Below are 20,297 nucleotides of genomic sequence, written 5' to 3' on the forward strand. Positions count from 1 at the left end.
GTCGCTTCCGGGGCGGCTACCCGTCGCGGCGCCGGACAAACGGGGTAGCCACGCTCGCGTGGCGGTCCCCGGAATTCCGGGGTTCGGGTGAGTGCAGGGCAGGGCGGCACGGCACCGGACCGGTCAGTCGCCGACGTCCGGTAACGGATCTGCCAACGTCCGGCGGCGTCGGCGGCGGACCGGCGGGACGGTTTCCGGCTCGTCCGCCGGTCCGGGGCCGAGTGCCGCCGGTTCGGGCTCCGGCTGGGCCTGCTGCTCGTCCGACGGTGCCGGCGCAGGCAGCGCGACGAGCTCCGAGGTCTCGCCGGCAGGTGGCGCCGATGACGCCGGCGCGGGTTCGAGTCGCGCGATCGCGTCGGTGAGGGCGGCCAGGTGGGTGGACAACTCGCCGATGCGCAGAATGACCTCCCGCCGTACCGACGCCAGGTCGACCGGGTCGCCGTCCGGAACGTCCTGCTCCTCGTCGAGGTGGCGACCCAGCCGTTCCTCCACGGCCTCCGGCTCGTACAGCTCCTCGACCAGGCGCAGGTAGAGCTCGTTCGGGTTGGGCAGGTCCACGATCGTACGCAGCACGTTGCTCCGGTTGGCGGACTCCAGGCGGAACGTGCCGTAGTTGAGCAGCCGACCGAGCGGCGACTGCACGTACCGCATGTCGGTGACCCGCAGCAGGGGGATCATCCCGACCCGGCGGGAGAGCACCCCCTCGGTCGACATCAGCCGCTTGTTGGTGATGACGAACCGGCCGAGGTACCACGCGAACCCCCGCTGCGCGGCGGTCAGGACGGCCAGGGCGACGACCAGGGCGATCACCCAGCCGACGTACCGCGGCTTGATCCGCTCCTCGGCCGCCCACACCCCGAGCACGGCGTAGAGGGTGATCACGCCGAGGCTCTTCGCCGGGTGGATCCAGTGTCGGCGCCACTCGCCCCGGAACCGCTCGGTGGGGAAGAGGAAGGGGGCCACCCAGCGGGTGGGCTCGTCCTCCAGCGGCAGGACCGGTCGCGCGCCGAGCAGGTCGTCGCCGACCGGCTCCTCCCCTGGCGCCGATCCGCCGCTGACCAGCCGGCGGAGTCGGGTGATCAGGGCCGCGGAGAAGAAGCCGAGCCCGGTACCCAGTTTGAAGAGCTTGCCGGGCCGGTCGTTGATGACCGCGGCCAGTTCCTCGGCCCGGATGCCGGCGCGCGGCGTGTCCTGGTATCGCAGCCAGGCCGACCAGGCCACCAGCTTGCGGCCCAGCCACGGCGACAGGTCGGTCATCTCGTTGACGACCAGCCCCAGCACGACGGCCAGGACCATCTCCGTGGTGCCCATCAGAGGCTCGGCCCGCCGGCCGGGAGCGGGGCGTGCCGACCGAAGCCGGGGGCCGGACGTGGCCGCGCCGGCGGCGCCGGGCTGGGGACGACGGCGTGTCGACGGGCCGCCTCGGCGCCGGACGGCGTCAGCCGGTAGTAGCGGCGCCTCGGGCGTCCCTCCGCGCCGTCCGCCGGGCTCTCCCAGGAGCCGGCGACCCAGCCGGCGTCCTCGAGCCGGTCGAGCACCGCGTAGACCGTCGGACCGGACCGCCGCAGCGACCTCATCAACTGCCAGCCGTGCACCTCGGTCTGGTGTTCCCACGCCTGGAACAGCAGACCGAGCACGTCAATCGTCGCGCGGTTCATCGCCGGCGGAGCCATGGCTCATTCTAAGGACGAGTTACCACAGTGGAGGATGTCGGCTTGCCGACTCCCCCGCGACCGGCCGATGGTCCGCACCGGACAGGCGTGGCGGCGCCGCAGGGCGCCACCACGCCGCCCAGATCAGGCTGCGGTCCTCGTCTCCTCGAGCCCGAAGACGTCCAGCGGGATGGACCGGCCGAGCACCGCGTCGCCGGCCGCATTCGGGTGGTAGCAGTCGTGCCGCCACGGACCGTAGATGACGGTCGGATCGGTCGGATCCTTCAGCAGCGCGTCGAAGTCGAGGACGGCGTCGAAGGCACCGGAGGTACGGATCCACCGGTTGACGGTGACCCTGGTCCGCTCCTTGCCGCTGCCCGCCGGATTGCACATCGGCAGGATGGTCGCCCCGACGATCTTGTGGCCGGCGGCGTGGACGCGCGCCGCGACCTCCCGCATCGCGGCGATGACCTGCTCGGGCGGGGCGGAGGGGGCGTACGCGCCACCGCCGATGTCGTTGGTGCCCTCCAGCAGGATGACGTACTCGACGCCGGGCAGGGAGAGCACGTCCCGGTCGAGGCGCAGTGGCGCCGGCGGGCCGCAGCACTGGTTGGTCGGGTCGTACGGGTTGGGTTGGACGCTGACCGTGTTGCCGCTGATGCCGGCGTTGGCCACGGACAGTTGGCGCGCCGGCGGCAGCGCGTCGATCCGTTGCGCGAGCACGTCCGTCCACCGTGGTCCGCCGCCGACCGCCTGGTAGCCGTCGGTGATGGAGTCGCCGAGCGCGACGATGGTGCCCCGCGCCGGGGACCGTGCGGCGACCGCGTCCACCCACCACAGCGTGCCGCCCCGGAACGCGCCGAACGCCTGCCCGGTCTGATCCCGGGTCGCGTCCCCCGACCCCACCGACAGGAACGAGCCCGGGGTGTCGGTCTCCGGTGGCGGGAAGGTGTGGTCGTTGACCGGTGCGCCCGGTGCGTACACGCTGACGGCGAGGTGGTCGCCCGCCCGCACGTGCAGTCGTACCGGGTCGGACCAGACACTGGCGCCGGGCGCGATCGTCACGCTCCGGGCACCGGCGAAGGTCACCGCCCGCAGTGACCCGGGCAGCAGCGCGGGATCGTCCACCCGGGCCTGCCGGCCGACGGACGCCGCGCGGACGGTGACGCCGGTCGCCCCGAACGGGTTGGACAGGCGTACCCGCAGGTTCTCTCCCCTGGCCGTCACGGTCAGCACGTTGCGGACGGTCGCGTCGGCCGCGGTGCCGTGCACTCCCTGCAGCGCCGACTCGGTGAGCGTCACCTCCGCGGACCGCTGCCCGCCCGCGACGGCCGGCCCGGCGGGCGCCGACAGGCCGGCCGCCGTGAGCACGGCGGCGAGACAGGCTGTGATCGCCAGTCGTGTCGTCATGGGTTCTCCCGCCTCCGGATGCCGGTCATGGTGCCTCCCGTCGAAGCGATCGATCGAATGACCTTGATGCTTGTCGCCCTGCCGCCGCCGGCAAAGCTCCTGGCTGCGGACGAGCGGTCAGCGGACGGGCGGGAGCGGCGATCGGCGGGTTCCGGGCGACGAGCGGTGAGTGACGGTTTCTTCATCCACGTCGGGCGCGGCGCCTGGGTAGCCTCTAACCATGATCTTCATTACCGCCAAGTTCCGGGTGCTGCCGGAGCACGCCGACCGGTGGCCGCAGATCGCCGCGGAGTTCACCACGGCCACCCGCGCCGAGCCGGGCTGCCTGTGGTTCGACTGGTCGCGCAGCATCGACGACCCGACCGAGTACGTGCTGGTCGAGGCCTTCCAGGACGACGAGGCGGGTGCGGCGCACGTACGGTCGGAGCACTTCCGCACGGCGCAGCGGAGCCTGCCACCGCACCTCGCCGAGACGCCCCGGATCGTCAACGTGACCGTCCCGCAGGACGACTGGTCCCGGCTCGGTGAGATGGCCGTCCCCGACCCCGCCTAGTGCGGTGTCCACTAACGTTCACCGGGTTTGCGGTGGGTGTTGTGGATCCTCGCCTGTTGGGCGAGCGACTCCCCATTGGGTGGTGGGGCGGGCCTCCGCGGGCCAACTGATTCTCGCGCCGCCCGGGGTGGGCGGCGGGGGTCACGTCGGGACCGGCCGGCACCCGGGAGGTGCCGGCCGGCTCGACGGTGCTCGACTACCTTCGGCAGCACGACGGCTGTCGGGGTGGTGGGTCCGCCGCCCGGGGTGCGGGTGGCGATGCTGGCGGCCGCGACGAGGTCGCGGTGGCCGGAGAAGCTGCAGTGCGGGCAGGACAGGGTCCGGCCGCGGGGTTTCGGCATCCGGCGGTGGCAGGCGGGGCAGGTCGAGGAGGTGCCGCGTTCGTCGACCAGGTGGACGGTGATGCCGGCGAGGGTGGCCTTGTCGGTGAGGACCTGCAGGAGCCGGCCGATCTGCCACTGCCGCAACCGCAGGTGGTGCCGCCGCCCCGCCGCAATGTCGAGCACCCCGCGCGGGTCACCCACGTGCAGCACACCCACCCGCTGACCCACCGCCCAGAACACGACGCTGCGGGCGGCCTCGTGCTGGGCCTGGCGGACCCTGCGCCGGTGCCGGCCCTCCACCAGGCGTGCCCGACGCCGGTACTTGCGCCACCGCCGCGACCCCTTCTGACCCGGCTTCGGCGCCCGCCGGGCCACGGCACGGCGGCGGGCCTTGGTGTCGGCCAGGTGCATGCGGTGCTCGGCGCGGATCGCCCGCCCCGACACCAACAACCCCTCCCCGCCGGGGCCGGCCACCGCGTACGGGTGGATGATCCCCACATCCACCCCGGCCATCCTGGCCGGGTCCGGTTCCTGGCCGGGCGGGTAGACCGCCACCGGCACCTCGGCGGTGAGGTCGAGGAACAGCCGGCCGCCCTCACACAGCAGGGTGATCGACCGGACCTGCTCGGCCGGATACGGCACCTCCCGCGCCAGACGCACCCACAACGGAGATGTGCCCCGGGCGGTCGGGACTCGCACCCGCAAGTCCGTCGAGGGTGAACGTGCCGTGATACCAGCGCACCGGCACCAACCCCCGCCGCCGGCGCGGGAACCGGGCCGACACGTCACCGTCCTTGCGGCGCTTCGCCGCCGCGAACCACGCATCCGAGAACCGGCGCAACACCGAACGGGCGCCGACGGAATCCAGGTCTCCGAAGGTGCCTGGCCCCGACCCGGACAGCTCCCGACACAACTGCTGATAGCCCACCAGCGGCGCGTCGCCGCGGCGGCGCCGCCACGCGTTGACCTCCAACACGCACGCCCACACGTCACCGGCGCAGCGCAGCAGCCCGAAACACCGCCGCCGCTGCCCGGGCGTCACCCGCACCGCGACACGCGCGGTGCGGTGCACGACACGCGGCAAGGCGGGGTCCCGACGGCGAGGCACGAACCGAAGCCAACACCACCGGTACGACATTTCCCCAACCCCGACCAACCCGGCCAACGTTAGTGGACACGCACTAGCCTGGCGGGTCAGTCCTCGCTGGTCGGACCGAGCAGCCGGATCTCCTCGATGTCGATGGCCGCCTGCACCTCCCGCTGCACCGCGTCGTCGATCTCGTTGGAGTCGCGCAGCCGGGTGATCTCGCGGCGCTTGTGCTCGAGCACCCCGAGCCGCAGCCGGCGGGCGGTCTCGCGTTCCTCCGCCGTCTGGTGGTCGTCGGCTCTGCGGACGTCGTCGAGGTGCTCCTGGTAGTCGCTGCGGAGCCGGTCGACGGCGTCCGGCGACGCGCCGAGTTCGGCGGCCACCTGCGGCAGAGCGGCCAACCCGACCTCGGTGGCGCGGATCCGGGCCGTGCGTACCTCGTCCGCCCGCTCCACGTCGCCTATCAGCCGCGCCCAGGTGACCACGAAGGGCAGCGTCGTGCCCTGGATCAGCATGGTCAGCACGATGACGGTGACAGTGACGAAGATGATCAGGTCGCGCTCGCGGACGGGGGTGCCGGCGCTGGTCGCCACGGGGACGGCGAGGGCGGCGGCGAGGGAGACGGCCCCACGGAAACCCGCCCAGCCGGCGGCGGTGCGTACCCGCCAGTCGAACTGGCTGGCGCGGCGGCCCTTGCGGCGGTCGAGGGTCTGCAGGGCGGGGATGGCGAGGTGCAGCCACCCCATCCGGGTGACCACGACCACGGCCGTGACCACCGCGGCGATGCCGAGCGACTGCGTCGGCGAGTGGCTGGTGATGCTGCGCAGCGAGCGCGGGATCTGCATGCCGAGCAGCACGAAGAGACCGCCGTTGATCATGAAGGTGGAGAGGTCCCAGAACGCGAACGCGGTGATCCGGGAGCGGGCCCGGATGACCCGGGGCCCGGCGTACGACAGCAGCAGGCCGGCGACCACGACGGCCAGGACGCCGCTGGCGTCCACGGCCTCGGCGAGCAGGAACGCGACGAACGGGGTGAGCATGCTCAGCCCGCCCTCGCGCATCGGATCGTCGACGTGCTTGCGGATCAGGACGGACGCTCCGCCGGCCAGTAGGCCGGCGGCGACCCCGCCGGCGGCGGAGACGACGAACCGGACCAGCAGGCCGGGCGCGCTGGGCACCGCGCCGCCGGCGATCACCCCGACGGCGACGGAGAAGAGCACCAGGGCGGTGCCGTCGTTGATCAGGCTCTCCGCGCGCAGCGTGGTCAGGATGCCGCGGGGCATCCGTTTGGCCAGCCCGGCGACCGCGGCGGCGTCGGTCGGCGCGAGCACCGCGCCGAGCACCCAGGCCGCCGCCGGCTCGACCCCGAGGGCCTGCGCGGCGTACGCGACGGCGACCATCGTGAGCACCACCAGGGCCACCGCCAGCAGGGCGATGGCCCCGAGGTTGGCCCGGATCTCCCGCAGGCTGATGACCAGGCTCTCCCGGTAGAGGATCGCGGGCAGGAAGAGCAGGAGCACCACGTCCGGTTCGAGCACCACGTGCCGGAAGGGCGGGAGGAGCCCGAGCAGGGCACCCATCGAGATGAGCAGGACCGGCGGCGCGACGCTGTACCGGCCGCCGAGCGTGGTGCCGATGAGCACCGTCACGCCCAGCACCGCGATCAGCACGAGCCCGCTCACGTCGTACTCCCGTCATCCGATCGGGGCCGGCGCGGCGACGGAAGGATCATGTGTAGGCCGCCGCCCCAACATGGTCGAACGGCGGGTGCGGAACGCGCGGTCGAACCGGGTAATTGGCGCGGTGGCTACTCGAAGCGGGCGGTGTCTCCGGCCCCGCGGCGCAGGATCTCCGGCTCCGGTCCGGACAGGTCGACCACGGTCGTCGGCTCCACGCCGCAGTCGCCGGCGTCGACGACGGCGTCGAGGAGGTGGTCGAGCCGTTCCTTGATCTCCCAGCCCTGGGTCATCGGCTCGTCCTCGCCGGGCAGCAGCAGGGTGCTGGAGAGCAGCGGTTCGCCGAGTTCGGCCAGCAGTGCCTGGGTGACGGTGTGCTGCGGTACCCGGATCCCGACGGTGCGCTTGCGGGGGTCCTGGAGCCGGCGGGGCACCTCCCCGGTGGCCGGCAGGATGAAGGTGTAGCTGCCGGGGATGCAGGCCTTCACCAGCCGGAAGACGGCGTTGCTGACCTTGACGAACTGGCCGAGCTGGGCGAAGTCCCGGCAGACCAGGGTGAACTGGTGCCGGTCGTCGAGCCGGCGGATCTCGCGGATCCGGTCCAGTCCGCCCCGGTTGCCGAGCTGGCAGCCGAAGGCGTAGCAGGAGTCGGTCGGGTAGGCGATCAGGCCGTCGTCGCGGAGCAGGTCGACGACCTGCCGGAGGACCCGGGGTTGCGGATTGTCCGGATGCAGGTCGTAGTACCTCGCCACACCGGTAAGCCTATGCCGCCGCCCGGCCGGCGGCCGACCGGCACGGACGCCGAAAAGATCACGGGCGGAGGTTTGATCGACCGCGGAACTGGAAATGGTGGGGGCCGCTCGAAGAGGGGGGACCTTCATGTCCGAAGCAAGCACAGACCAGGCCGACCGTCCGGTCGAGGTGACCGACCCGCTGCTGTGGGGCCTGGCCACCGCGGTGGCCGACACCCACCAGGCCGACGAGGACGGCGCCTGCGTCAGCCCGAGCTGCGTCGGCGCGGCCTGGCCCTGCGCCGCCTGGAACAACGCGCAGGAGGGCATGCGCGCCGCTCAGGCGGCCAGCCGCCCGGCCTCGGCGGCGACCGCCGACACCGCCGACCGGGACGGCCATGCGGAGGAGGGCGGCTGGGCGGGCGCATCCCCGCGAACCCAGCCGGCGCCGGCGGCCCGGCGGGACGGGTCGGCGGTGGCGTCGGCCGCCTGAGACCGTCCGAACCTGGACCGGGACGCCGCCGGCGCGCGGCGCCCCGGACCTCATCCGGCCGCGGCCCACTGGCCCCGGCCGTGATCCTGGTAGCTGATTTATTTCGCGTGTTTCAGGGGTCGCGGGACGGGTCACCAGGTCTACCGATGGGCCGTCTTCGCTGATCCGGAGGGGTCGAGGATCGCGCGGGCAGGCGGCGAGCAAGCCCTGGAGAGCGTTCGCTGGCGTAACAAGCCATTGACGGGGATGTAACCAATACCTAACCTCGCTCCTCAAGAGAGCGCTCTCTCGGCTCCGCACACCCCGTGCCCCGATCCCTGACTGCGAAGGGGAACCCCCATGACCCTCCCCCTCCGGGACGTCTCCCCGGGCGACCGTCCTGGGCCGACACCCGTCCCGGCCCCCGTCGGACGGCGCCGCGGCGGCGGCGTCCGCGCCCTGGCCCTCGCCACCGCCGCTCTCCTCGCCGCGGGCGGCCTCGGCGTCGTCGTGATCGGCGGCGGCACCGCCGAGGCGGGCACCGTCGGCGCCGGCAGCTTCACCGAGACCCGCCCGCCCGGCACCGCGCTGCCCAAGGGCTGCGGCGAGATCAGCACCAACCCGCGCCTCTTCGTCACCGCCGACGCCCCCACCGGCGCGATCCCGACCAACGACTGGTGGTCGTCGCTGCTCTGGAAGCGCAACAACTGCGCCACCAGCGAGAACCTGCACGCCCACCCGCTTGCGTACCACGCGGAGACCAACGGGCTCGGCCTGTCGTACACCACCACACCGGCGATCAGCGGCACCGCCACCGGGGTCGGCGAATACCACTTCCCGTACACCGAAGACATCCGGGTCGGGGTGGCCGGGCTCGGCGCCCCGGTCGTCAAGGCCGCCGACTGGACCGACTGGACGGTCACCGCGGACTGGACCGACGGCGCGCGCACCATGCGAGCCACCATCGGCCACGGCCTGCCGTTCAGCTACTACCGGATCACCGGCGGCAACGCGCAGATCACCGCCGCCGCGGCGCCCACCGTCTGGGCCAACTCCGGCGCGATGATCGGCTTCACCGTCCGCGGCCACGACTACGTGGCGTACGCGCCGACCGGCGCGAGCTGGACCGTGGCCGGCACGGGCATCAGCTCCACGCTGGGCGGCAAGGGCTACTTCTCCGTCGCCGTCCTGCCCGGCGGCGCCGACAAGGCCGCCCTCGCCGCCGAATACGGCAGGTACGCCCACGCGCACGTCACCGGCACCAGGATGACCTACGCGTACGACCCGGCCACCGGCACGGTACGCACCACGTACGCGTTCACCACCACCCCGCGCGAGGGCACCGAGACGAGGACCGTGGTGTCGCTCTACCCGCACCAGTGGCGCAGCCTCGCCGGCGGCACCCCGATCACCCCGACGTACGTCTCGCCGCGCGGCGCCATGCGCACGCTCACCGGCGTCTCGTCCTTCACCACCAGCATGAGGTACACCGGCGTGCTGCCGGAGGTGCCCGCGGTGGGCGACTCCTCCGGCGCCGACCTGACCACCGTCACCAACCACCTCAACGCCGAACTGGCCAACCCGGAGGGGGTCAGCGGCCAGGACACCTACTGGGCGGGCAAGGGCCTCGGCCGGGCCGCGCGCATCGCCGAGATCGCCGACCAACTCGGCCTCACCACCGTGCGCAACGCGGCGGTGAACGCCATGAAGACCCGGCTCACCAACTGGCTGACCGCCGGCTCCGGGGAGACCGGCCAGCTCTTCTACTACGACCGGAACTGGGGCACGCTGATCGGATACCCCGCCTCGTACCTCTCCGACGAGGACCTCAACGACCACCACTTCCACTACGGCTACTTCGTCGCCGCCGCCGCGACCGTCGCCAAGTTCGACCCCGCCTGGGCGGCCGACGCCCAGTACGGCGGCATGGTCGACCTGCTGATCCGCGACGCCAACAACTACGACCGCGCCGACGCCCGGTTCCCCTACCTGCGGGACTTCGACATCTACGCCGGCCACGACTGGGCCTCCGGGCACGCCGCCTTCTTCGCCGGCAACAACCAGGAGTCCTCGTCGGAGGGGATGAACTTCGCCAACGCCCTGATCCAGTGGGGCCAGGCGACCGGCGACACCGCCGTCCGGGACGCCGGTGTCTACATCTGGACCACCCAGTCCGCGGCGATCTCCGAGTACTGGTTCGACGTGCGCGACGCGAACTTCCCCTCCGCCTTCGGTCACCGGACCGTCGGCATGGTCTGGGGCGACGGCGCGTCGTACTCCACCTGGTTCTCCGCGGACCCGGAGATGATCCAGGGCATCAACATGCTGCCGATCACCGGCGGCCACTTCTACCTGGGCGACGACCCGGCCTACGTGACCGCCAACTACAACGAGCTGGTCACCAACAACGGCGGACCGCCAACTGTCTGGCAGGACGTGATCTGGGAGTTCCTGGCCCTCGGTGACGGCGACCGGGCGCTGTCGAACTTCCGGGCGAACAGCACCTTCACCAGCGAGGAGGGCGAGAGCAAGGCGCACACCTTCCACTGGATCCGCAACCTGGCCGCGCTCGGCACCGTGGACACCACCGTCACCGCCAGCCACCCGCTGGCGAAGGTGTTCGCCAAGGGCGGCGCGCGCACCTACGTGGCGTCGAACATCACCGCCGCGCCGCTGACGGTGACCTTCTCCGACGGTACGAAGCTGGTCGTCCCGGCCGGGAAGACCGCCACCTCCGGGGCGCTGACCTGGAGCGGCGGCAACGCCACCGGCGGCGTGGTCGTCCCCACCGGCCCGCCGACGACGACCAGCCCGAGCCCGACCCCGACCAGCCCGAGCCCGTCGCCATCGCCCACCACCCCGCCGGGGCAGCCGCTCAGCCCGACGCAGTACCTGCTCTCCGGCGGGGCGCTGGGTGGCACGGCCGGCGCGGCCGGCACGGTGTCGGTGGCCGCGGCCAACGGCACCCACGACGGCACGCCGACCAACCCGCAGGTGTTCACCGCCACGGGGCTGACCGGCACCTACACCGGCGGCGCCACCGGCTTCGACCTGGCGGTCGACGCGGGCACAGCGGTGGGCAACGGGGTGCAGGCCCGGGTGTCGTACGACCTGACCGGCGACGGCAGCTTCGACCGGGTGGAGACGTACCAGTACTTCGCCACCGACCCGGTCATCGGGGTCGAGCACTACCGGCAGACGCAGGGGCTGAAGTCGGCCGCCGGCACGCTGGGGAATCTGGCCGGCGGCACGGTGAAGGTCGAGGTCTGGAACGCCATCGGTGGCGCGGCGACCAGCCTGGGCATCGGCAACCAGTCGCAGCTGGTGCTGCCGTACACCGGGACGGCGCCCACCACCACCCCGCCGCCGACCGGCTTCGCCGCGAACCTGTACCTACAGGGCACCAGCCAGCTGTCCGGCACGGCCGGGGTCGCGGGCACAGCGACCGTCGCCGCCGCCAACGGCAACTGGGTGGGTACGCCGCACAACCCGCTGGTCTACACCGCCACCGGGGTCAACGCGACGTACTCCGGCGGGCAGACCCGGTTCGACCTGTTCCTCGACTCCGGCACCGGGGTGGGCGACGGCACCCACGTGCGGGTCTCCTATGACCTGACCGGCGACGGCAGCTTCGACCGGGTGGAGACGTACCACTACTTCGCCACCGACCCGGTCGACGGCTGGGAGCACTACACCGAGGCCAAGGGCCTGTACTCGGCCGCGGGCACGCTCGGGAACCTGGCCGGCGGCACGGTGAAGGTCGAGGTCTGGAACGCGATCGGCAGCACGCCGACCAGCCTCGGCACCGGCAACCGGTCGAAGGTCACCCTGCCGTACACCGGATGACCCGACACTGTGGACGTCCCGGCCGCCGTCCCGGCGGTCGGGGCGTCGCCCGTCGGACGATCAGTCCCAGCGCCGGGCGGTCGCCGCGAACCCCGCCGGGTCGCCGACGACCGGGATGACGCAGAGCAGGTGGCCGGTGGGGGCACGCAGCACATGGCACTCCTGCCACCGGGACACCGGCGTGGCGCCGAGCCCGCGCAGCCGGTCCGCCTCGGCCTGCACGTCGTCGGTCTCGATGTCGAGGTGGTAGCGCGGCGCGTCGTCGACCGCCTGGATCGCGGTGACCAGGTCGGGCACGACGTCCGGCAGGTTGGTGAACTCCGGCTCGTCGGCGAGGTGCCGGGGCGGGGCACCGAGCGCGGCGGACCAGAAGTCGGCGGCCTGCGCCGCGGCGACCTGCGGCACGTCGATGATCAGGGCGTGGACCCGGGACCGGTGCATCGCGGCAGTGTACCGAGGACACCGGGTCCGCGGTGGCCCGCGCCGACGTGGGTCAGGACGGGTGCAGGTGCGCGCGGCGCGCCTTGCGCCCCGCCTCGTACGCGGCCCGGGCCGTCTGCGCCGCCGCGGTGGCCGAGACCTCGGCGACGGGCACATCCCACCACGCGCCGCCGTCCGGCCCGGCCTCCATCGGGTCCGTCGACACGTGCACGACCGTCGTGCGGTGCGCCGCCCTCGCCGCGTCCAGACCCGCCCGCAGCTCGGCCATGGTGGTCGCCCGGATCACCTCCGCGCCGAGGCTCGCCGCGTTCGCCGCGAGGTCGACCGGCAGCGGCGCACCGGCGCGGTCGCGGTAGGCGGTGCCGAGCCGCTGCGCGCCGACGCTCTCCGACAGCCGCCCGATCGAGGCGAACCCCTGGTTGTCGACCAGCACCACGACCAGTTTGACGCCCTCGGCCACCGCGGTGACCAGTTCGCTCGGCAGCATCAGGTAGGAACCGTCACCGACCAGCACGAAGACCTCCCGGTCGGGCGCGGCCAGCTTCACCCCGATCCCACCGGCGATCTCGTAGCCCATGCACGAGTAGCCGTACTCGACGTGGTAGGCCTTGGGGTCGGCGCTGCGCCACAGCTTGTGCAGGTCGCCGGGCATCGACCCGGCCGCGCAGACCACCACGTCGCGGGGGCCGGCGGCGTCGTTGACCGCGCCGATGACCGCCGCCTGCGTCGGCGGCGCCTGCGGGTCGGCGTGCCGGGCGCGGTCCACCACGGCCGCCCACCGGGCGCCCAGGTCCGCGACCGTCGACCGGTACGCGGCCGGCGTCGCCCAGTCGGCGCAGGCCGCGCTCAGCGCGGTCAGGCTCTCCCGCGCGTCCCCGACGACCTGGACGCCGGACAGCTTGGCGGCGTCGAAGCCGGTGATGTTGAGGTTGACGAACCGGGCGTCGCCGAAGAGGGTGCCGGAGGCGGTGGTGAAGTCGCTGTACCGGGTGCCGACGCCGATCACCACATCGGCGTTCGCGGCGAGTTCGTTGGCCGCGGCGGTGCCGGTGACCCCGACCGCGCCCGCGGCGAGGGGATGGTCGTGGGGCAGGGCGCCCTTGCCCGCCTGGGTCTCCACCACCGGCACGCCGTGCCGCTCGGCGAAGTGGCGCAGCGTGTCCGGCGCGCCGCTGTAGATGACGCCGCCGCCGGCCACCAGGACCGGCCGGTGGGCCGCGGTGACGATCCGGGCGGCCCGCTGGACGGCCCCCTCGTCGGGGCGGGGGCGCGGCACGTGCCAGACGCGGTCGGCGAACAGCTCCTCCGGCCAGTCGTACGCCTCGGCCTGCACGTCCTGCGGCAGGGCGAGGGTGACCGCGCCGGTCTCCACCGGGTCGGTGAGCACCCGCATGGCGGCCAGCAGCGCCGCCGGCAGCTGTTCCGGCCGGTTGATCCGGTCCCAGTAGCGGGAGACCGGGCGCAGCGCGTCGGTGACGCTCACGTCGTAGGAGCGGGTGTCCTCGAGCTCCTGCAGCACCGGGTTGGCCGCCCGGGTGGCGAAGATGTCGCCGGGCAGCAGCAGCACCGGCAGCCGGTTGATGGTCGCGCCGGCGGCTCCGGTGACCAGGTTGGTCGCGCCCGGGCCGATGGAGGTGGTGCAGGCCAGGGTGCTGAGCCGGTCGGTCATCCGGGCGTACGCGGCGGCGGTGTGCACCATGCCCTGCTCGTTGCGGCACAACCGGTACGGCAGGTCGACGCCTGCGGCGGCGGCGCCGGCGAGGGCCTCGCCGAGCCCGGCGACGTTGCCGTGGCCGAAGATGCCGAAGCAGGCGGGGATCAGCCGGCGCCGCCGGCCGTCGCGTTCGGACCACTGCCGGGCGAGGAAGGCCACCAGGGCCTGCGCCACCGTGAGCGTCCGCATCAGTCGCCTCCCCGGGCCGGGCCGGTCAGCGGCAGCCGCGGGTCGACCCGCTGGTCGGCCCAGCTGCCCCGGATCCAGCCGTGTCGTGGGTCGTCCACACACGCCATGGTGCGGTCCGGGCCGGGGCCGGCCAGGACGTTGAGGTAGTAGAGGTGGTAGCCGGGCGGGGCCATCGACGGGCCGTGGTAGCCGTACGGGACGAGCACCAGGTCGCCGCTGCCCACCTCGGCGAGGACGTCGATCGGCCGCCGGTCGGTGCCGTACACCCGCTGGTAGCCGACCGGTCCCCCGCCGTCGCCCGGCGCCGCCCCGGACACCTCGAAGTAGTAGATCTCCTCCAGCGCCGCCTCGACCCGGCCGCCGTCGTGGACCCGGTCGTCCTCGTGCTTGTGCGGCGGGTAGGACGACCAGTTGCCGCCGGGGGTGAGCACCTCCACAGCGACCAGCCGGTCGCAGTCGAAGGCCTCCGGGGCGCAGAAGTTGTTGACCTGCCGGCTGGCCGGCCCGGCGCCGCGCAGCTCCACCGGCACGTCCCGGGCCGCGCCGTAGCGCGGCGACAGCCGGCGGGTGGCCCGGGCCGACGGCAGCGCAAAGCGCCCCTCGCCCCGGACCGTCACCGTCGCGTCCCGGGGCAGATAGGCGAAGTCGGTGACCGCGGCGAAGACCGAGGCACGACCGGCCAGCTCCATACGCAGCCCGTCGCAGCGGACGGTGGCGGCCCCGGCCAGCGGCAGGACCAGCATCTCCTCGTCGCCGGTGGCGAAGGTGACCACGCCGCCGGCGGGCAGGTCCAGCACCCGCAGTCCCGCGTACGTCCAGCCGGCCCGTGCGGGGGTCAGCTCGAGCGCCCAGGGCGGTTGGGCCGTCGTACCCCAGGGCAGGTGCAGCTCCCCGGTCATGCTTCCTGCCGCGTCGGCAGCAGCGAGTGGGCCAGGTCGACCGCGGCGGCCACGTCGTCGCCCGGCGGGTAGAGCAGCGCCCGGCCGACCACCAGCCCGCGGACGCCGGGTTGGCGCAGCGCCCGCTGCCAGCGGGCGTAGACCACGTCGGGGGCCTCCGTCGGGTCGCCGCCGAGCAGCAGGACGGGCAGGGTGGTCGCGGCCATCACCCGGTCCATCTCGTCGATCGCCGGCAGCTTCAACCAGGTGTACGCCGAGGTCGTGCCGAGTGCCTGCCCGACGCTCACGCTCTTGATCACCGCCTCGGGCGTCAGGTCGACGTGGACCCGCCCGTCGGTGCGCCCCACCCACATCGGCTCCACCAGCGCCACCGTGCGGTGCGCGGCGAGGGCGCTGACCGCCCGGGCGCAGGCCTGCAGCGTGGAGGCCGTGCCGTGGTCGGCCGGGTCGATCCGGCAGAGCATCTTGCCGCCGTCGTAGCCCATCGCGGCGATGCTGTCGGCGTCGTACGCGGTGAACCGGTCGTCCAGCTCGAACGCGGCGCCGAACAGGCCACCGCGGTTCATCGAGCCGATTGCCAGCCGGTCCTCCAGCGCGCCGAGCAGCAGCAGGTCCTCCAGGACGTCCGGGGTGCCGAGCACCCCGTCGACCCCGGGCCGGGACAGCGCGAGTCGTAGCCGGTCGAGCAGGTCGGCCCGCCCGGCCATGGCCATCGGCCGGTCCCGGACGCCGAGGGCGCCCCGGGCCGGGTGGTCGGCGGCGATCAGGAAGAGCGGCCGGCCGTGGTCCGGCCAGGGTCGGCGGGTCCGCCCGGCGGCGGCCTCGGCGATCGCCTGCGGCCGGTGCGCGCGGGTGAGGGTCAACGCCTCGTAGTCGGTGCTCACCGGTCTCCTTCCGTCGCGGGGGCCGGTTCCGCCCGGGCGGCGAGCGCCTCGGTCTCGGCCTCGTCTGGCATGGCGGACGAGCAGGCCAGCCGCGACGCCACGATGGCGCCCGCGGCGTTGGCGAAGCGCAGCGTCCGCTCCAGTGGCCAGTCCCGCAGCAGGCCCAGGCAGAGGGCGCCGCCGAAGGCGTCCCCGGCGCCGAGCCCGTTGAGCACCGCCACCGGCACCGGCGGCACCCGGACCGTGCGCTCGGCGGTGCTGGCGAGCACCCCGTCCGGGCCGAGCTTGACCACGGCCAGCCGCGGCCCGCGGTCGAGCAGCAGCCGGGCGGCCTGCTCGGGGTCCCGGGTGCCGACCGCCACCTCGACCTCGTCGAGGTTGCCGACGGCGACGGTGACCCGGGGCAGCGCCTCGGCGTAGGCGGCCGTGGCGGCGGCCGGGTCGGGCCAGAACATCGGCCGGTAGTCGAGGTCCAGGACGGTGTGCGGGCGGCCGCCGCGGGCGGCCAGCGCGGTGGTGTGCGCGTCCCGACTGGGCTGCTGGCAGAGCCCGGTGCCGGTGATCCAGAGGACCCGGGCGGCCACGATGGCGGCGAGGTCCAGCTCGTCGGGGTGGATCTGCAGGTCGGGGGCGGTGGGGGTGCGGTAGAACCAGATCGGGAAGTGGTCCGGCGGGAAGATCTCGCAGAACGTCACCGGGGTGGGCAGCCCGGCGACGGGTCGCACCTGGCTGTCGTCGACGCCGAAGTCCCGCAACGCCCGGTGCACGTAGTCGGCGAAGGCGTCGGCGCCGGTGCGGGTGACCACCCCGGCGCGCAGCCCGTACCGGGCGGCGGCGACCGCGACGTTGGTGGCACTGCCGCCGAGAAATTTCCCGAACGTCTCGACCTCGGCCAGCGGCGTGGCGATCTGCAGCGGATAGATGTCCACTCCGACCCGGCCGATGGTGAGCACATCGAGCATGCGGCGTCCTTTGTCCGGGCCGGCGACGGCGTGACCGCCACCTCGATCCTGGTCCCTGATTGGTAACAGTGGCCGCGAGTTGTGTCAATGTGTTGTCCTGACATCCGGCGGGCGCGCTCGGTGACCACTTCGGTACAGTGGCGCCCATCGACGCGCCCCCGACCCCCTGGGCAACCGTGACGAGGAGGTCCCCGTGACCGGCCCCGAGATCGTGGTCGACCGGAGCAGCCCGGTCCCGCTCTACTTCCAGGTCGCCGAGCAGTTCAGCGCCGCGATCCAGCGCGGTGACCTGGCACCGGGCGACCGGCTGGACAGCGAGCTGCAGCTCGCCGACCGGCTGGGACTGTCCCGGCCCACCGTCCGGCAGGCCATCCAGCACCTGGTGGACAAGGGACTGATCGTCCGCCGTCGGGGCGTGGGGACCCAGGTGGTCCGGGGTGAGGTGCGCCGCGCGGTCGAGCTGACCAGCCTGCACGACGACCTGGCCCGGGCCGGGCGGCAGCCGTCCACCTCGGTGCTCGAACTGGCCACCGTGGCCTGCCCGGCGCCGGTGGCGGCCGCGCTCGGGGTCGCCGCGGGCAGCGAGGTGCAGCACCTGCGCCGGCTGCGCTTCGCCGACGGGGAGCCCCTCGCGGTGATGCAGAACTGGCTCCCCCTCGACCTGGTCCGGCTCACCCTGGACGGCCTGCAGAGCCGGGGCCTGTACGCGATCCTGCGCGCGGCCGGCCTGCGGGTGCGCGGCGCCCAGCAGCGGATCGGCGCCCGGGCCGCGACCGCGGCGGAGGCGCAGATGCTCGGCGAGCGGCGCGGCGCCCCGCTGCTGACCATGACCCGGACGGCGTACGACGACCAGGGCCGCTACGTCGAGCACGGCGCGCACATCTACCGGGCCTCCCGGTACGCGCTGGAGGTGACCGTCGCCGAGCGGTGACGCGCCTGTTTCCGGCTCATTTCAGTGACAGGTATTTACGTCGTCAGGCTGTCATGACATTGTGGCCGACAAGCACCGCCGGCATGGACCTGCAGCCGGCGGGCGACCCGCGAGTCTCTTCGAAGTCTCTCCTTGCGAAGGGAACAACCCATGTCAGTCACGTCGAGACGCGTCACGGGTGTGCTCGCCGCGCTCACCGCCGTCACCCTCACCGCCACGGGCTGCGGTGGAGGCGACGAGCCGGCCGGCAAGGACGCCAAGAACATCACCCTCACCATCGCCGCCAACGCCATCGCCGGCGGCAAGAACGCCACCGGCGCCGAGTGGATCGAGAAGTGGGTGATCCCCCGGTTCGTCGAGGCCCAGAAGGCCAAGGGGGTAACCGCCAAGGTGTCGTTCGTGCCCAGCGGGGTCGACGACGAGCAGTACAAGACCAAGCTGGCGCTGGACCTGCGCTCCAAGGGCGGCGCCGACGTGGTGTCCGTCGACGGCATCTGGGTCGGCGAGTTCGCCCAGGCCGGATACCTCAAGCCGCTGTCCGAGGTGGCCGGTGACCAGGCCGAGAAGTGGGACGGCTGGTCGCAGATCCCGGAGAGCGTGCAGGGCCTGGGCACGTTCGACGACAAGCGGTACGGCATCCCGCAGGGCACCGACGGCCGCGTCCTCTACTACAACAAGAAGCTCTTCGCCCAGGCCGGCCTGCCCGCCGACTGGCAACCGAAGAGCTGGCAGGAGATCCTCGACGCCGGCGCCAAGCTCAAGGCGCTGCCCGGGGTGACGCCGATCCAGATCAACGCCGGCACCGCGATGGGCGAGGCGACCGCGATGCAGGGCGCGCTGCCGCTGCTGGTCGGCGCCGGCGGCGAGATCTGGAAGGACGGCAAGTGGGCCGGCGCCAACCAGCCGGTCAAGGACATGCTCGACTTCTACACCAAGGTCTACGGCGGCGGCCTCGGCGACCCGAAGCTCCAGCAGGAGGCCAAGGGTCGGGACAAGTCCTTCGAGGAGTTCGCCGCCGGCAAGATCGGCATCCTCGGCGAGGGCGACTACTTCTGGCGCAGCGTCATCAACCCGAAGGACGGCATCGCCAAGATGCCCGACCGGGACAGCACCGTCGGGTACGCGATGATCCCGGCCAAGCAGCCCGGCGCGGGCATCCGGGGGCAGGACTTCGTGAGCATGTCCGGCGGCGGCGTCGACGTGCTGAACCCGAACTCGAAGTACCCGTCCCAGGCGTTCGAGCTGCTGGCGTTCATGCACTCGGCGGAGGCCACCAAGGCGCAGCTCGCCGGGGCGGCGCGGATCACCTCCCGGATGGACGTCAACAAGGAGGTCCTCGCGGGCGACCCGATGCTCAACTTCGTCGCCGAGAAGGTGCTGCCGCTGACCGCGTACCGGCCGCCGCTGGCGGTCTACCCGCAGGTGTCGGTGGCACTGCAGGAGGCGACCGCCGCCGCGGCGTCGGGCAAGAGCGTCGACGAGGCCGCCACGGCGTACCAGAAGAAGGTCGAAGGGATCGTCGGTGGTCCAGGTAACGTCTCGTCCTGACGAGACGGTCGGGGGAGCGCGCCCGGACACGGGCGCCTCCCCCGCCCCCGACGCCGCCGGGCTGGGCCGGACCCGCGCCGCCGGGTTCCTCGTCCCGAGCATGGTGCTGATCCTGCTCTTCCTCGTGGTGCCGGCCGCCTGGACGATCTACCTGGGTGTCACCAACTACCGGCTCACCGGCCTGGCCGCGGCCAACCCGGAGATCGTCGGACTCGACAACTACACCCGGGCGCTGACCGACGAACGCTTCCGCGCGTCGCTGCTGCTGACCCTGCAGTTCGTGCTCGGCTCGGCGGTGCTCGGCCAGGCCGGCCTCGGCTTCGCCATCGCCTTCGCGCTGCGCGACCGGCGGGGCCCGCTGCGCCGGGTGGTCGAGGCGTTCGTCCTGCTGTCGTGGATCCTGCCCAGCTCGGTCGTCGCCTTCCTCTGGATCGCCCTGCTCGACCGGGACGCCGGCACGCTCAACGCGCTGCTCGGCACGCCCGGCATGGCCTGGCTGCTCGACCATCCGATGCTGTCGATCGTCATCTTCAACACCTGGCGGGGTACCGCGTTCTCGATGATGCTCTACGCCGCCGCGCTGGAGAACGTGCCCCGCTCGCACCTGGAGACCGCCCGGCTGGCCGGCGCGTCCACCTGGCAGCAGCTGCGCGACGTGGTCTTCCCGCGCATCCGCGGCCACGTGCTGACCAACCTGCTGCTGATCAGCCTCTGGACGTTCAACGACTTCACCCCGTTCCTGATCACCGCGGGCGGCCCCGAGCAGCGCTCCGAGGTGCTGGCGGTCTACGTCTACAAGGTGGCGCTCTCCGGCGGCGAGCTGGGCTTCGGCGCGGCCATCTCGTTCATCATGCTGCTGATCAACCTGGTCATCGCGCTGGTCTACCTGCGGATGCTGGGCCGGCGGAAGGAGCGGGCGTGAGCGCGAGGAGTGAGCCGGTCCTGCGAGCCCCGCAGTCGCGAACTCAGGAGGCGCCGT

General features: G+C 73.1%; 18 protein-coding genes. 6 read left to right on the top strand and 12 right to left on the bottom strand.

The window, feature by feature from the left end:
* Positions 1 to 123: 123 nt before the first annotated feature.
* The 3 genes from ACFOYX_RS33680 to ACFOYX_RS33690 all read right to left on the bottom strand — a co-directional run bounded on the left by ACFOYX_RS33680 (position 124) and on the right by ACFOYX_RS33690 (position 3,062).
* Positions 124 to 1,311 carry a PH domain-containing protein gene (locus tag ACFOYX_RS33680; protein ID WP_322438807.1) on the bottom strand — a complete coding sequence of 396 codons (1,188 nt, stop codon included), beginning with the start codon at positions 1,309 to 1,311 and terminating at the stop codon, positions 124 to 126.
* Positions 1,311 to 1,673, bottom strand: a complete 363-nt coding sequence (locus tag ACFOYX_RS33685) for a PadR family transcriptional regulator (protein ID WP_322438808.1) — start codon at positions 1,671 to 1,673, stop codon at positions 1,311 to 1,313. The genes ACFOYX_RS33680 and ACFOYX_RS33685 overlap by 1 nt, the downstream gene beginning before the upstream one ends.
* A 123-nt stretch (positions 1,674 to 1,796) precedes the next feature.
* Entirely contained in the window at positions 1,797 to 3,062 is a 1,266-nt protein-coding gene (locus ACFOYX_RS33690; protein WP_322438809.1) for a GDSL-type esterase/lipase family protein, read from the bottom strand.
* Between the two features lie 220 nt (positions 3,063 to 3,282).
* On the opposite strand from ACFOYX_RS33690, the gene ACFOYX_RS33695 reads away from it, so the two are divergent.
* Positions 3,283 to 3,615 carry a putative quinol monooxygenase gene (locus ACFOYX_RS33695; protein ID WP_322438810.1) on the top strand — a complete coding sequence of 111 codons (333 nt, stop codon included), beginning with the start codon at positions 3,283 to 3,285 and terminating at the stop codon, positions 3,613 to 3,615.
* 11 nt (positions 3,616 to 3,626) lie between these two features.
* On the opposite strand, the gene ACFOYX_RS33700 is transcribed toward ACFOYX_RS33695, so the two are convergent.
* The 4 genes from ACFOYX_RS33700 to ACFOYX_RS33715 all read right to left on the bottom strand — a co-directional run bounded on the left by ACFOYX_RS33700 (position 3,627) and on the right by ACFOYX_RS33715 (position 7,453).
* Positions 3,627 to 4,598, bottom strand: a complete 972-nt coding sequence (locus tag ACFOYX_RS33700; protein WP_322438811.1) for a transposase — start codon at positions 4,596 to 4,598, stop codon at positions 3,627 to 3,629.
* Complete coding sequence (locus tag ACFOYX_RS33705) at positions 4,534 to 5,022, bottom strand: hypothetical protein (RefSeq protein ID WP_322438812.1); 489 nt, start codon at positions 5,020 to 5,022, stop codon at positions 4,534 to 4,536. Before ACFOYX_RS33705 ends, ACFOYX_RS33700 begins: the two co-directional genes overlap by 65 nt.
* 110 nt (positions 5,023 to 5,132) lie before the next feature.
* Complete coding sequence (locus ACFOYX_RS33710; RefSeq protein ID WP_322438813.1) at positions 5,133 to 6,707, bottom strand: Na+/H+ antiporter; 1,575 nt, start codon at positions 6,705 to 6,707, stop codon at positions 5,133 to 5,135.
* A gap of 125 nt (positions 6,708 to 6,832) precedes the next feature.
* Complete coding sequence (locus ACFOYX_RS33715; protein ID WP_322438814.1) at positions 6,833 to 7,453, bottom strand: L-threonylcarbamoyladenylate synthase; 621 nt, start codon at positions 7,451 to 7,453, stop codon at positions 6,833 to 6,835.
* Between the two features lie 127 nt (positions 7,454 to 7,580).
* Between ACFOYX_RS33715 and ACFOYX_RS33720 the strand changes: the two genes are divergently transcribed.
* Positions 7,581 to 7,925, top strand: coding sequence for a hypothetical protein (locus ACFOYX_RS33720; RefSeq protein ID WP_322438815.1), 345 nt, complete (start codon positions 7,581 to 7,583; stop codon positions 7,923 to 7,925).
* Positions 7,926 to 8,264: 339 nt separating this feature from the next.
* Positions 8,265 to 11,750 (top strand): glycosyl hydrolase, encoded by a 3,486-nt coding sequence (locus ACFOYX_RS33725; protein ID WP_322438816.1) that lies wholly within the window; start codon positions 8,265 to 8,267, stop codon positions 11,748 to 11,750.
* A gap of 60 nt (positions 11,751 to 11,810) precedes the next feature.
* Here the strand turns inward: ACFOYX_RS33725 and ACFOYX_RS33730 are convergent, their stop codons facing one another.
* The 5 genes from ACFOYX_RS33730 to iolC are packed head-to-tail and all read right to left on the bottom strand — an operon-like array spanning position 11,811 to position 16,839.
* The gene (locus ACFOYX_RS33730; protein ID WP_322438817.1) at positions 11,811 to 12,191 is read right to left on the bottom strand and encodes a VOC family protein; all 381 of its coding nucleotides are present in this window, start codon (positions 12,189 to 12,191) and stop codon (positions 11,811 to 11,813) included.
* 52 nt (positions 12,192 to 12,243) lie between these two features.
* A complete protein-coding gene (gene iolD / locus ACFOYX_RS33735; RefSeq protein WP_322438818.1) occupies positions 12,244 to 14,094 on the bottom strand; it encodes a 3D-(3,5/4)-trihydroxycyclohexane-1,2-dione acylhydrolase (decyclizing) in 1,851 nt (616 codons plus the stop codon).
* Complete coding sequence (iolB, locus tag ACFOYX_RS33740; RefSeq protein WP_322438819.1) at positions 14,094 to 14,993, bottom strand: 5-deoxy-glucuronate isomerase; 900 nt, start codon at positions 14,991 to 14,993, stop codon at positions 14,094 to 14,096. Before iolB ends, iolD begins: the two co-directional genes overlap by 1 nt.
* The gene (locus ACFOYX_RS33745) at positions 14,990 to 15,877 is read right to left on the bottom strand and encodes a deoxyribose-phosphate aldolase (protein WP_109800309.1); all 888 of its coding nucleotides are present in this window, start codon (positions 15,875 to 15,877) and stop codon (positions 14,990 to 14,992) included. The genes iolB and ACFOYX_RS33745 overlap by 4 nt, the downstream gene beginning before the upstream one ends.
* Entirely contained in the window at positions 15,874 to 16,839 is a 966-nt protein-coding gene (gene iolC / locus ACFOYX_RS33750) for a 5-dehydro-2-deoxygluconokinase (protein ID WP_322438820.1), read from the bottom strand. The genes ACFOYX_RS33745 and iolC overlap by 4 nt, the downstream gene beginning before the upstream one ends.
* 193 nt (positions 16,840 to 17,032) lie before the next feature.
* On the opposite strand from iolC, the gene ACFOYX_RS33755 reads away from it, so the two are divergent.
* From ACFOYX_RS33755 to ACFOYX_RS33765, 3 genes are all read left to right on the top strand, one after another.
* Complete coding sequence (locus ACFOYX_RS33755) at positions 17,033 to 17,770, top strand: GntR family transcriptional regulator (protein ID WP_109800311.1); 738 nt, start codon at positions 17,033 to 17,035, stop codon at positions 17,768 to 17,770.
* A gap of 150 nt (positions 17,771 to 17,920) precedes the next feature.
* Positions 17,921 to 19,318, top strand: coding sequence for an extracellular solute-binding protein (locus ACFOYX_RS33760; RefSeq protein WP_109800312.1), 1,398 nt, complete (start codon positions 17,921 to 17,923; stop codon positions 19,316 to 19,318).
* Complete coding sequence (locus tag ACFOYX_RS33765; protein ID WP_322438821.1) at positions 19,293 to 20,240, top strand: sugar ABC transporter permease; 948 nt, start codon at positions 19,293 to 19,295, stop codon at positions 20,238 to 20,240. Before ACFOYX_RS33760 ends, ACFOYX_RS33765 begins: the two co-directional genes overlap by 26 nt.
* Positions 20,241 to 20,297 lie beyond the last annotated feature (57 nt).

It is taken from the genome of Micromonospora sp. GCM10011541, assembly GCF_042650725.1.
Classification (GTDB): domain Bacteria; phylum Actinomycetota; class Actinomycetes; order Mycobacteriales; family Micromonosporaceae; genus Micromonospora; species Micromonospora sicca.